At 71.3% G+C, this 13,426-nt stretch carries 7 protein-coding genes; 6 read left to right on the forward strand and 1 reads right to left on the reverse strand.

The genetic code is table 11. The annotated features are described in order from the left end of the window. Positions 1 to 15: 15 nt before the first annotated feature. From IEX69_RS15510 to IEX69_RS15535, 6 genes are all read left to right on the forward strand, one after another. The gene (locus IEX69_RS15510) at positions 16 to 7,740 is read left to right on the forward strand and encodes a DUF5979 domain-containing protein (protein WP_157127079.1); all 7,725 of its coding nucleotides are present in this window, start codon (positions 16 to 18) and stop codon (positions 7,738 to 7,740) included. A gap of 275 nt (positions 7,741 to 8,015) precedes the next feature. After that, positions 8,016 to 9,062 (forward strand): ABC transporter substrate-binding protein, encoded by a 1,047-nt coding sequence (locus IEX69_RS15515; protein WP_085018415.1) that lies wholly within the window; start codon positions 8,016 to 8,018, stop codon positions 9,060 to 9,062. A gap of 13 nt (positions 9,063 to 9,075) precedes the next feature. Beyond that, positions 9,076 to 9,894: an ABC transporter ATP-binding protein gene (locus IEX69_RS15520; protein ID WP_085018417.1), complete on the forward strand. Its 819-nt coding sequence runs from the start codon at positions 9,076 to 9,078 to the stop codon at positions 9,892 to 9,894. After that, positions 9,891 to 10,745, forward strand: a complete 855-nt coding sequence (locus IEX69_RS15525) for an ABC transporter permease (protein ID WP_085018419.1) — start codon at positions 9,891 to 9,893, stop codon at positions 10,743 to 10,745. Before IEX69_RS15520 ends, IEX69_RS15525 begins: the two co-directional genes overlap by 4 nt. Before the next feature lie 43 nt (positions 10,746 to 10,788). After that, positions 10,789 to 11,586: a creatininase family protein gene (locus tag IEX69_RS15530; protein ID WP_085018421.1), complete on the forward strand. Its 798-nt coding sequence runs from the start codon at positions 10,789 to 10,791 to the stop codon at positions 11,584 to 11,586. Between the two features lie 13 nt (positions 11,587 to 11,599). Further along, positions 11,600 to 12,673, forward strand: a complete 1,074-nt coding sequence (locus IEX69_RS15535) for a LacI family DNA-binding transcriptional regulator (protein WP_085018423.1) — start codon at positions 11,600 to 11,602, stop codon at positions 12,671 to 12,673. A gap of 15 nt (positions 12,674 to 12,688) precedes the next feature. On the opposite strand, the gene IEX69_RS15540 is transcribed toward IEX69_RS15535, so the two are convergent. Then, on the reverse strand, positions 12,689 to 13,393 hold the full coding sequence (locus tag IEX69_RS15540) for a winged helix-turn-helix domain-containing protein (protein ID WP_085018425.1): 705 nt from the start codon (positions 13,391 to 13,393) through the stop codon (positions 12,689 to 12,691). Positions 13,394 to 13,426 lie beyond the last annotated feature (33 nt).

Consider the following 13,426-nt stretch of genomic DNA (forward strand, 5'->3'; position numbering starts at 1 on the left):
CGGAGGACGACAGACGTGACAGCACCGAGAGAGACCGGTCGCCGACGCTCGGACGGAGGCGGCTCTCGTCGCTCTCCGCTGACCGGATTGCGCCGCACGCGCTTCGGACTGGCGGTCGCCGCCGTCTTCGCGCTCGTGCTCGGCGGGCTCTTCGTGGCCGCCCCGGCGTATGCCGCCGACGCGGCGCTCGTGATCAGCAAGGTCGTCGACGGACAGCCCAGCGTCACCGTCGACCCCGACGACGAGTTCACCTACACGATCTCCGTGGGCTGCAACGACAACGACTGCGTCGACGCCACGATGGCCGACCCGCTGCCCGCCGCCTGGGCCGGGTTCCCGATCCTCGCGAAGCAGGTCGTGCCCGCGAGCCAGCCCGCCACGCTCACCCTCGACGGCTGCGACACGGTCGTCACCGAGGACTGCACGCTCCGGGCCGCGTTCCAGCAGCCCCTCCCCGGGGGCGGGACCGGCATCGTCGCCGGTGTGACCTACCAGATCTCGCTCACCCTCAAGGTGCCGGCCGACCTCCCGGCGAGCTGGCCGTCGAACGGCGTCGCCGTGACGAACACCGCGACCGCGCAGGCCACCACGGCCGACACGGTCAGCGCCTCCGCCGACGTGACCGTCGCCATCCCCGTGCGCGTCGACACGGCCGTGGGCAAGACGTGGGCGCCGTCGACCCAGCAGTTCCAGCCGGGCGTCGCCTCCACGATCACCCTCACGAACCAGAACACCTCGAACCTGGCCGCCGAGACGCTGACCGCCCAGGACCCGACCAGCGCCGTCGACGGCCAGTCCGGACTCGGAGCGGACAACCCGTTCCGACTCGTGGACTTCACCGGCTTCGGCCAGGTCACGCTCCCCGCGGGAGCCGACCAGGTGCAGGTGGACGCGTACGCCCTGGACCCCGTGACCAACGTCTACCGCTGGGTCACCGGCTCTCCCGCGCCGCCCTCGGGCATCGCCCTGCCCGCGGGCGTGGCGGCCGGCGACGTCACCGGCCTCCGACTCGTGTACTCCTCCTCCACGGGGGCGACGATCGCCCCCTCCGGCTCCGCCGGCTCGGTGCAGCTCCAGGTCTCGCAGCGTTCGACCGACCGTCAGTCCGGTGACTCGCTGAACGGCGGCGGATCCGTCACCAACCAGGTCACCGGCAGCGTCCACGTCCCCGGTCAGACGGACGTGTCGAAGACCGCCTCCGCTCCGTACTCCATCGGAGCGCTCACCGTCAGCGTGGCCGCCGACAAGACGATCACCCCGTCGCGCATCCCCGCGGGCTTCGCGGCTCGCGCCACGATCTCGGGGACGAACACGTCCAACGGCCCGCTCTCGACCCTCCTGCTCGAGGATCGCGACTTCTTCACCGACGAGATCCTCTTCGACGGCTTCGCCTCACCCATCTCCTACCCGGACGGTGCGGTCTCCGCCGGCACGACCGTCACCTGGTACTTCAGCGACGGCTCCGACGTCGTCGAGCCCCTCGCCGACGGGAGCACGCCCACCGCGCCCGCGGCACCCGGCGGAGCGCACCTCACCGGGTTCGGCCTGTCGTTCGCCGGTGCGATCCCCACCGGTGGCACCACCGCCGTCCAGTTCGGCATCCGCCCGACGGTGGATCTGGTCGACCCCGTGCCCGCCGACGGCTACGAGCGGCTGACGAACGCCCTGAAGGTCACGGGGACCAACGCGGTGGGCTCTGCGACGGCCGACGACACCGCCGACCTGCAGGTCTTCACCCCCGACATCTCCCTCACCACCGCCAAGACCATCCAGCCTCAGGGGGCGGTCTCGCCCGGGGCCACCGTGGTCGCCCAGCTCCCCACCGCGACGAGCACCGACTCCGCCTTCGTCAACCCCACCCAGATCGTGGTGACGGATGCGTGGGCCGGCCCGGGCAGCGACCCGAACGGCTTCTACAACGCCTTCAACCCGCTGGCGATCGCGCCGACGCAGGTGCTCGGCGGATCCTCGCTCCTCGTCGAGTACACCACCGACGGGACGACCTGGCAGAGGCTCGAGACCTACGCGGCCCAGCCGGCCACCCGTGTGGTGCAGGACAGCATCGACCCCGCGCTCGTACCCGTGATCACGGGCCTGCGCTTCACCTTCGTGAACCCCGACGGCTTCGCGCAGGGCACCAGCGTCAGCCCCAACCTGGTCTTCCAGGCTCGCGCGACCCAGCGCGACGGCGGGGCTCCGACCTCCGTGCCGAACGCCGGACCGACGACCTACGTCAACACCGAGGTCGCCGTGGGCAAGGGCGAGGTGCCCGGCCTCGGCCCGATCGAGAGCGCCCCGGTGAACGCCCAGGCACCTGCCTCGATCGTCTCGAACGACGGCGTGGGCACCCTTCTGGCGTCGAAGCAGTGGCTGACGGCCGACTTCTCCCGCAGCCTCGACCTGCTCAACTCCCAGTCCGCGGAGCAGGGCGCCACGCGGCTCGGCTGGGGCGTGACCTCCACGGGGTACTCCCAGGTCGTGGTCGCCGACCCGAACGGGGGCGAGACCACTCCCGGCTCGACGGTCTTCCAGGCGTTCGACCTGGTGAAGATCGCGCCGACGACCTACTCCCAGGACCCGCTGCTGCGGTTCGACACGATCAGCGCGGTGGAGCTCTACGACAGCACCGCGAACCAGTGGGTGGCGCTCACGCCTCCTGCCGGTGGCTGGATGGGGTCGAACGGCTTCCTCGGGGCGAACCTCACCCCCGCGCAGCAGCAGTCGACCACCGGCGTGCGCTTCACCATCACCCCCAACGACGCCGCGCGCTCGGGCTCGACGAACCCCCTCGCTCCGCCGGTCGGCTCCGGCGTCTCGACGAGCGCCACGGGCAGCGCCCGGCCGCTCGGCCTGGTCTGGCAGCTGCGCAACACCGTGCGGGTGGCGGACGGCCTGCAGAACCCTTGGGTGACCGCGAAGCAGACCTTCAACGACGGCGCGCCCGGCTCGATCGTCAACACGGTCGGCGTGTCCGGCGTGCAGAACGGCACCCCCGTCGGTCCGCGAGGAGCGCAGGACACCATCGCCCTGATCGACCAGCCCCCGGGCGTCGACGTGACGAAGACCTCGCAGAAGTCGCAGATGGTGATCCCCCAGCGCGGCGACGTCGACCCGGCCGCCTATCCGACGAACGACTTCACCGTGACGGCGAAGAACACCTCGTCCTCCCGGGCGTCCTACATCCGCGTCTCCGACCCGATGACGTGCACGGCGGGCACGCTCAGCCAGTGCGTCACCGGGCCGGCGGACTGGGGTCAGGACCCGTACGCCTCGGCGACCTACGATCCGACCACGAACACCTTCGAGCGGTTCACCCTGACCGGGCTCGACTTCTCGGTGACCACCTCGCAGGTCGATCGCTCCCAGTCCACCGTGACCCTCTGGAAGCGCGCGGAGGACGGCACGCTGAGCACGCAGCAGCTCTCGGTCGACGCGGCCGACGGGCTCGCGGCGAGCGCGCTCACCGACGTGGTCGGCGTGAGCGTGCTCTACCAGGGCACCGACCCGGCGACCCGCGGCGGGAGCATCGGCTCCGCGGCGATGACGATGACGCTGCACACGCAGCTGCGTCTCGAGCTCCGCAGCCAGCCCGGCACGACGGTCGTCCCCTTCGCCGTCGACAACTACGCCTTCGGACAGTCGTACGACCCGGTGCTCTTCCCCTCGGGAGTGGGCAGCACGCCGAGCGACAGCGCGAACGCCTCGATCCAGCTCCTCAAGGGCAACCTCGGGGTCACGGCGTCGAAGACCTTCTCGCCCGACTCGGTGCTCGAGGCCCAGCGCGGCCAGCCGATCCGGATGACCCTCGGCGCGACCCAGGGCGACCAGACCGTGCCGACGAACCAGGTCACGGTGCAGGACGTCGACCCCGGGTTCTGGAACGCCTTCGCGCTCACCGGCCTCACCGCATCCGACGTGGTGTTCCCCGCCGGCGCGAACCGCGTCGACGTCGGCCTGCAGGTGAACGGCGCCGGCGACTGGTACACCACCGGAGCGCAGGCGACCCCGACCCTGCCGACCCTGCCCGCGGGAGCCGAGCTCGACGACGTCACCGGTGTGCGCTTCGTGTTCACCCGCGACGCGAACGGGTCCCCGGCGCTGTTCTCGAACACCGCGCCGCCGCAGCCGTGGAGCACGTCGATCACGCTGCCCGTGGTGCTGCGCGCCGCCGACCGCGTCTCGGGTGCGCCCATCGTGTTCCCCGGCTCGATCGACAACGAGGTGACGACGAACTCGCACCGCTTCGAGGATCCGACGCTCTACCCGGACGCGAACGCCTCGGCGACGGACTCCGTCACGCTCGACGCGGGCACCTTCTCGATCGACGTGTCGAAGGACCCGCAGGCCGGTGTGCACACCGTGCTGCCCGGCGACCCGAACCTGTGGACGCTCACGTTCCGCAACAGCGGCACCGGGTACCTCACGGTCGACTCGCTCGTCGACACGCTGCCGACGACCCTGGAGTGGGACGGCGCTCCGCTGACCTTCTCGACGTCGACCGGCGGCACGCTCTCCACGTCCCCCACCACCGCGTACGACCCCGCCACCCGTCAGCTCACGCTGACCTGGCCGACCGACGGTCGCACGATGGCGCCAGGGGAGAAGTTCACGATCCAGGCGGGCATCGTGCTGCAGCCAGGGCTCATGAGCAACCAGCGTGCGACGAACCAGTTCGTCGTGACCACCGCCCAGACACTGACCGCGTGCACGAACACGTCCGGCAACGGACAGGGCACGGTGGCGGGGCTCCCGAGCACCGAGTGCGGCACGACCAACTACGTGCAGCCGATCCCCGGTGCCTCCCTCCTCACCACGAAGTCGGTGAAGGGCGACGTGGTCGACCCGGTCGACCCGGCGAACCCGCTCGTGTCCGGTGCGCAGAACGTCACGAGCCCGGGCACCGCCTGCGTGGCCGACGCGGAGGGCTTCTACCGGTCGCCGTGTGCGGCGAACACCGTCGTGGGCGGCGTGGACGAGTGGAAGCTGTTCGCCCAGAACAGCGGCACCATCGGCTACCGCACGCTGACGATCGTCGACCCGCTGCCGTTCGCCGGCGACCGTCTGCTGGCGACCGGCGCCAGCCGCGGATCGACCTACACCCCGGCGCTCACGGGACTCTCGGACATCAGCGTCCTCGGCCTGCCGACCGGTGTGACCCCGCTCATCGAGGTGACGACGGCCCCCGCTCCCCAGGTGTGCGTCGGCACCGGCACGTCGGCCTGGCCGGCCGATCCCGACTGCTCCGAGCATCCGCCGGCAGGGCAGTGGACGGCGGCGTCCGCCTTCACCGGATCCTGGGCCGACGTCACGGGTCTCCGCGTGACGATCGACTTCACGGCGCGCGCCGACAACCACCTGCCCGAGCTCTCGCCCGGTGAGGCCGTGACCGTCAGGTACCGCTCGGTCAACGTCCCCGCCTCGGCAGACGACCCCGACCGCGCGCCGGTGACCGTGCCGGTGAGCGACGCCATCGCCTGGAACCAGAACGGCGCGGTCGCCGACCTCGTGGGCGGCGGGCAGTTCTCGCGCTCGCCGATCAAGGCCGGCGTGGTCATGCCGACCGGATCGCTGCAGGTGACCAAGGCCATCACCGGGGCGGGCAGCGCGTACGCGCCCAGCTCGTTCCAGGCCGACGTCACATGCACGGTCGCGGGAGGGGCGCCCGTCGACATGGGCTCCTTCGGGACGCTGACGCTCGACGCCGCGAACTCCTACACCGCGCGGATCGACGGCATCCCGCTCGGCGCGGACTGCGCCGTCGCCGAGGCGGGCCAGCCCGGCTCGTACGGCGAGTCGACACGCTCGGTCGCCCCCACCTCCGTGCTCATCCGCACGGCGGGCGGCGCGGGGGACCCGGTCCCGGCGGACCAGCAGGCGACCATCACCAACGACTACGCGCTCACGTCGCTCGTCGTGTCGAAGGCGGTCTCCACCCTCGCCACCGTCGGCTCCTTCGGACCGTTCACCTACCAGGCCGTGTGCACCACGGCGCTCGGCACCCCGATCCCGTTGGCCGCGGGCGACACGACGTTCCAGCTCGCCGACGGAGGGTCGAAGACCATCTCCGGCCTGCCGGTCCTCGCGGACTGCACGGTGACGGAGACCGACTCCGATGCGGCGACGAGCGTCAGCACCGTCGCGAACGGCGTCGACGGCTCCGGGCAGGCGGCCTCGGTCGCGCTGACCGCGGGGGCGAACTCCATCGCGTTCACGAACCACTACGCCGCGGGCACCCTCGCCGTCACCAAGACGGTGGACGGCGCCGGCGGAGACGAGTACGGCGACGGTCCCTTCACGCTCCAGGTGGTCTGCAGCTACGGCGGCGCCGAGGTCTATCGCGACTCGTTCGTGGTGACAGGCGGGGAGACCGAGACCGTGCCGGAGGTGTTCCCCGCCGGAACGCAGTGTGCGATCAGCGAGACCGTCGACGGCGGCGCCAACGAGACCGTGATCGACCAGCCGACGGTCGTCATCCCCGGTCCGACCGGCACCGCGCCCCTCGGGTCCGTGACGGTCGACGTCACCAACACCTTCAACGAGGGCAGCGTCCACGTCACGAAGGTGCGCGACGGAGCGGGCGCCGACACCTACGGCGCGGGTCCGTTCACCGCTCAGGTGACCTGCACCTGGGTCAAGGACGGGCAGACGCTCACCATCCCGCTCCCGGATGGCGGGGTCGTCGTGCTCGACGAGGCGAACGGGTACGAGGCCACGGCCGACGGACTGATCCAGGGCGCATCCTGCACGATCACCGAGACGAAGACGGGCGGAGCCTCGTCCGTCGCCTTCGACCCGGCCGATCCCGCCTCGCCCTCGCAGGCGCTCGTCACCGTGCCGAACGGTACGGCGGCGGAGGCGACGATCACCAACACGTTCCTCACGGGATCCCTGGTGATCGACAAGAAGCGGATCGGGGACGGCGTCGAGCTGTTCGGCGACGGCCCGTTCACCGCCCAGGTGGTGTGCGAGTACCTCGTCGACGGCGTCGTGACCCCGATCGACCTGCCGGACGACGGCATCGTGACGCTCTCCGCGGACGACGACTGGACGGCGACGCTCGACGGCCTCATCGCCGGCGCGGACTGCGTCGTGACCGAGAGCGACGCGGGGCTCGCGGTCGACACCACCCTCGATCCCGAGGACGGCGCCGTGACGGTGCTGGCGGACGGCGACCCGGCCGGCCCGGTGACGGTGACGATCACCAACCGGTTCGACGTGGGGCAGCTGACCGTGACGAAGACCGTCGACAAGGCCGCGGCACTCGTGGGCGACACTCTCGCGTACACGATCACGGTCGCCAACGCCGGACAGATCGACGCGACCGCCGTCACCGTCTCGGACGTGCTGCCGGCCGGCCTGCGGGTCACCGCGGTGGATCCGGCGGGCACCGCGGGGTCGGATGCGGCGGGAGCGGCGACGCTGACCTGGACGATCGACTCGTTGCCCGTGGGCGCATCCCGGTCGTTCTCCGTCACCGGCGTGGCGACCACCGCGGGAACCCTCGAGAACACGGCGACGATCAGCACGCCCCCTGGGCCGTGGCTGCCGCCGTCGGTTCCCGGACACCCCGGTGACACCGTGGCGAAGGCGGACAGCGTGATCACCGTCCCGGTCCTGCCGGGCGACCTCGCGGACACCGGTTCGCGGGGGGCGACCCTGATGGTGATCGGCGGTGGCCCGCTGCTGGTCGGCGCGGTGCTGCTGGTGCTGCTGGCGTACCGACGCAGGCGCCTGGCCTGACCCGTATCGTCCGACACCCCGAACGGGCCGGCAGCCTCACGGCTGACCGGCCCGTTCTGGCGTGCACCGACACGCTCCGCCACGATCGCTAAAGACCTTTAGCAGGCGGACTGCGCTGCATTCCCTTGCCTGCGCAGCCTAAACGGAACGTCTCGAACTCGAATCCTGGCGGAAACACGGTCGAAACAGGCGCGTGTGTAAATCGTTGTAGCGCACTGCGCAGCCGCGGTGAGCCCGAGCTCCACACCCCGCATCGACCACCGAAAGGAACGTCCATGACGTCCACACGCAGTGTCCTGGCCGGGACCGCGATCCTCGCCGCCTCACTCCTCGCCGTCACCGCCTGCAGCAGCTCCAGCGCGTCTCCCGAGTCCACCTCCGCGGATGGGACCACCCCCATCACCCTCCAGCTCGGCTGGTACGCGAACCCGGAGAGCGGCGGCTTCTACGCGGCCGAGTCGCAGGGCTACCTGGCGGACGCGGGGATCGACCTCACGATCACGCCCGGCGGCCCCTCCGTCGCCGGGACCCAGCTCGTCGCCTCCGGACAGGCGCAGTTCGGCCTCGCGGACGCCCCGTCGATCATCAACGCCCAGCAGCAGGGCATCGACATCGTCGCCCTCGGGGCCCTCTACCAGGACAACCCGGTCGGGGTGATGGTGCACGCGGACTCCGGGATCGAGTCGTTCCAGGACATGGCGGGCAAGACCTGGGCCACGCAGACCGGGGTGGTGCAGTACGACTGGATCAAGAAGGAGCTCGGCATCGACTTCCAGACCCGGGCGTACGAGGGCTCCATCGCCCCCTTCCTCGTCGACGACCAGCTCGTGCAGCAGGGCTGGCCGACGAACGAGGTGTACCAGGCGAAGCAGGCCGGCGTGGACACCAGGTTCTTCAGCTTCTCCGAGACCGGGTTCAACCCGTACAACGACGTGATCTTCGCGTCGCGTGAGTTCGTCGAGGCCAACCCCGACCTCGTCCGGTCCTTCCTCGACGCCTCGATGAAGGGCTGGGCCGACTACCTCGGCGATGTCGACGTCGCGACGACGGCCAACGACGCCATCCTCGCGGTGAACAGCGAGCTGACGCCGGGATCGGCGTGGTTCGCCTGGGACGCGGAGCGGAAGTACATGGTCTCCGGTGACGCCGCCGACCAGCTCGGAGCGATGACCTCGGAGCGCTGGAGCACCCTCGTCGACCAGCTCGACTCCCTCGGGCAGATCACGGAGGAGGTCGACCCCGACACCCTCTTCGACACCTCCTACCTGCCCGAGATCCCCGCTCCGACGACACTGCCGGACGCGCCCGAGGGCTCGTTCTGAGCGGCGGCCCGCGATGAGTCAGCACACGGCCACCCCGGAGTCCGTCGCCGAGCGCGCCGTGACCCCCTCGCCCGACGCCGCAGTCCCGCTCACCGGCGCCGTCTCCTTCGCCGCCGTCTCCAAGGTGTACGACAACGGGTTCACCGCCCTCGACGGCATCTCGCTGGAGGTCGGAGTGGGGGAGATCGTGACCCTCGTGGGGCCCTCGGGATGCGGGAAGACGACCGTCATCAGGATGGCGGCGGGCCTCACCTCCGTCTCGTCCGGTGAGATCGCGAGGAGCACCGACCGCATCGCGTACGTGTTCCAGGACGCGACCCTGCTGCCGTGGAAGACCGTGCGGAGGAACGTCGAGCTCGTGGCGAAGCTGGGGAAGGTGCCGCCGGACGTACGTGCCCGACGCGCCACGGACGCCATCCGCGCGGTCGAGCTCGAGCGGTTCGAGAGCGCGCTGCCGCGTCAGCTCTCGGGCGGGATGAGGATGCGCGTCTCGCTCGCCCGCGCGATGGCGGCCGACGCGGAGCTGATGTTCATGGACGAGCCGTTCGCCGCCCTGGACGAGTTCACCCGCGAGGAGATGCAGCAGCGGCTGCTCGACCTCTGGCGGGCGGAGCGGTTCTCCGCCATGTTCATCACCCACTCCATCCGCGAGGCCGTGCTGCTCGGCCACCGGATCGTCGTGATGGACGCGCATCCCGGCCGCATCGTCGACGTCGTGACGTCTCCGCATCCGCCCACCGAGGACAGGGACGACCACGAGCGCGCCCTCGCGCTGCGCGAGACGGAGGAGCGGGTCTCCGGGCTCCTCGCCGAGGGGAGGGGCCGCCGGTGACGACCACGCAGGCGCACCCGCGCATCCTCAGGGCGCCCGCGGTGGTGACGGGCCCGGACCGGGTGACACGGCTCCGGCGGCGCCGGATCGTGCTGCCCGTCGTCGCGGCGCTCGTCCTCCTGGCGCTGTGGGAGCTGACCGTCCTGGTCTTCGACCTGCCGCGGTACCTGCTGCCGAGCCCCGTCGACGTGGCCGAGGAGTTCATCACGAACGGCTCGTCTCTGCTGATGCCCACCCTGATCACGGCGATCGAGTCGTACCTCGGGTTCCTCGTCGCGGGGGTGCTCGGCATCGCCATCGGGATCACGCTCTCCCGCTGGCTCTCGCTGGAGCTGGCGACCTACCCCTATCTGGTGCTCATCCAGACCATCCCGAGCGTCGCCATCGCTCCTCTCCTCGTGGTGTGGCTGGGCGCCGGGATCGTCACCAACGCGATGGTGGCCGTGCTCTGCTCGATCGTCCCGATCGCGGTCAACACCCTCCTCGGGCTGAAGTCCACCGATCACAACCTCGTCGAGCTCTACGGTCTCGCCGGCGCGTCGAGGCTCACGCAGATGTTCTCGCTGCGGGTGCCCTCGGCGCTGCCGCAGATCCTCACCGGCCTGCGCATCGCCAGCGGTGCGGCGGTGATCGGCGCGATCGTGGGGGAGTTCGCGGCAGGCCTCGGAGGAGGCCAGGCGGGACTGGGATGGGTGATCACCCAGAACGCCACCCAGCTGCGCACCACGCGCGTCTTCGCCGCGATCATCATGGCGAGTCTCATCTCGGTCGTCCTCTTCGCGGTCATCTCCCTCGTCGAGCGGCGCGTGCTCAGCGCATGGCACGACTCGGCCCGCGCGCACGACTCGTGAGCGTGCTCCCGTCGCGCGTGAGCGCCTTCCCGGAAGGAACCCTGTGACCGTCTCCCTCGGACACCTCTCCACCACCCGCATCGGACGGATCGACAAGAGCCGGGCCGTCGTGGTGCAGCCGATCGGCGCCATGGAGCAGCACGGAGCCCACCTGCCCGTCCTGACCGACGCCATCACGTCCCAGCGCATCACCGAGCGCGCTCTGGCCGAGATCGGACCCGATCAGGGGTTCTGGATGCTCCCCGGGCTGAGCTACGGGAAGTCGTCGGAGCACATCGGATACCCCGGCACCATCGCGCTCTCGATGACCACGCTCGCGGCACTCTGCCTCGACATCGGGCGATCGGTGGCGCAGAGCGGCTTCCGGAAGCTGGTCTTCGTGAACGGACACGGCGGACAACCGGAGCTGCTCTCCGTGCTCGCCCGCGACATCCGGATCGAGACCGGCCTCGAGGTGTTCACCCTCATGCCCAACGACTTCGACACCCCGGACGACTTCGTGGCGCTCGACCCCGTCTACGGCATCCACGGTGGACAGCACGAGACCTCGATGATGCTCGCGCTCGCGCCGGAGCTCGTGGACATGACGCTGGCCGAGAAGGACGGCGATGCCATCCTCGGCGCGTACGAGGGGATGGAGCACCTCTCGCTCTACGGTTCGGTGCCGACGGCGTGGGTGACCCGCGACCTCTCCGTCTCCGGCGTGATCGGCGATCCGACCGGTGCGACGGTGGAGCTCGGGGAGCGGATCGTCGCCGCGCAGGTGGCGGCCCTCGCGCAGACGCTGCGCGAGATCCAGCGCTTCTCGTTCCCCCCTCTCGGGGCTCGTGAGTCGGTCTGAGCCCGACACTAGGATGGCCACTACCGATCGAGCGGAGTTCCCCGGACAGATGACGCAGACGTCCCCGCGACCAGCGGCCCGCCGCCCGGCGACCCTCCAGGACGTCGCCCGCACGGCGGGTGTCAGCCCCTCCACGGCGAGCAACGCGCTCACCGGCCGGCGCCGGGTCAGCCCGGAGGCGCTCGACGCCGTGAACGAGGCGGTCCGCCTGCTGCGGTACCGGGTGAACGGCAGCGCCCGGTCGCTCCGCACCGGGGCGACGGCCACGATGGGGCTGATCGCCCCCGACGTGACCGACCCCTTCTACGCCGAGATGGTGCAGTCGATCGAGCGCGACGCGCGCGACCGCGGCTGGTCCGTCATCCTGAGCGACAGCGGGTTCGACCCGGAGCGCGAGGCGGAGAGCCTCCGCCACATGGCGGCGACGACCGACGGCGTGATCCTGTTCTCCACGGATCCACGGCGGGCGCCGCTCTCCGAGCTGCCCGCCGACCATGTGCCGGTCGTGGCCTGCGACGAGCCCATCCAGGCGGCCGGAGTCGGCGCGGTGCGGAGCGACAACTTCGGCGGCGGACGGCTCGCGGCCCACCACCTCGTCGATGCGGGAGGCACCCGCTTCGCGATGATCGGCGGACTCGGGCGGCTCGCGACCTCCGCCGAGCGTCGGGAGGGCTTCCTCGCGGGGCTCCGCGATCGCGGTGTCGACTCCGACCGGGTCCTGGTGGTCGGCCGCGAGTACGGGCTCGACGGCGGGCGTGCGGCGATGCGCGAGCTCCTCGACGTCGCCCCCGACACCGACGCCGTGTTCGCGCCCACGGACGGTCAGGCGATCGGGGCGATGTTCCACGCCCAGCAGTCGGGTCGCACGATCCCGGACGACCTCCAGCTATGCGGATTCGACGGCATCATCTGGGCCTCGCACCTCTCGCCCGCACTCACGACGGTCGAGCAGGATCGCCGCGCCATGGCCTCACGGGCGATCGACCTGCTCCTCGGCATGATCGCGGGCGAACCCGCCGAGACGGTGATCCTGCCCGTGCGGCTGCTGGCGCAGGGCTCGACCCGCGTCGGCCCCCGGCCCGCCTGACCGCTCCGCGCCGGCTCAGACGAGGTCGGGCGACGGGGTGGAGGTGTGGCGGACGGACACGTCGGCGTGGCGGTCGAAGCGGTAGCCGACACCGCGCACGGTGCGCACGATCTCCTCGTAGTCGCCCAGCTTCGAGCGCAGGCGGCGCACGTGCACGTCGATGGTGCGCTCGTTGGGCGCCTCCTCGGCGTCGGCCTCGCTCCACAGCGCCGAGATCAGCTCGGCACGCTCGATGGTGCGGCCCTCGCGGAGCACGAGGTACTGCAGCAGCTCGTACTCCTTGTAGGTGAGGCCGGCCTGCTCGTTGTCGAGGAGGACGCGCTTGCGCGAGAGGTCGATGACGACGCCGTCGCGGGCGCGGTCGAGGTTCTCGTCGGCGGTCTCGGCGCGCTGCTTGGCGAGCGCGGCCGGGTCCTGGAGGGCGAGGCGGACCACGTCGACGTCGCGGCCGCCGGCCTCCCGCGGAGCGAGGGCCACGGCGGCGTACGTCTCCGACGACGGGGCGACCTCGGCGGCGAGCGCCTTCAGCTGCTCGACGATGCGAGCGAGCGAGGTGCCGTCGGCCAGGGCCTTGGCCTCGTCGATGCCGACGTAGAGCACGAAGCCGCGGGCCTCGGTGCCCTCGGGGACGGCGCGGATGCGCGGGGCGGCGGGCGCGGGCGCCTCGACGCGGCGGAGGGGGGTGACGGTGGCGGGACGGGTGTCGAGTGCGAGGGACATGATGATGGCTGCCTTCGGATGCGGCCCAGCGCT

The sequence above is a fragment of the Cnuibacter physcomitrellae genome, from assembly GCF_014640535.1.
In the GTDB taxonomy this organism is placed as follows: domain Bacteria; phylum Actinomycetota; class Actinomycetes; order Actinomycetales; family Microbacteriaceae; genus Cnuibacter; species Cnuibacter physcomitrellae.

Coding starts and splice junctions, on each gene's coding strand:
- IEX69_RS15515 (WP_085018415.1), top strand. CDS start 8,016: ATGACGTCCACACGCAGTGTCCTGGCCGGGACCGCGATCCTCGCCGCC.
- IEX69_RS15520 (WP_085018417.1), top strand. CDS start 9,076: ATGAGTCAGCACACGGCCACCCCGGAGTCCGTCGCCGAGCGCGCCGTG.
- IEX69_RS15535 (WP_085018423.1), top strand. CDS start 11,600: ATGGCCACTACCGATCGAGCGGAGTTCCCCGGACAGATGACGCAGACG.
- IEX69_RS15540 (WP_085018425.1), bottom strand. CDS start 13,393: ATGTCCCTCGCACTCGACACCCGTCCCGCCACCGTCACCCCCCTCCGC.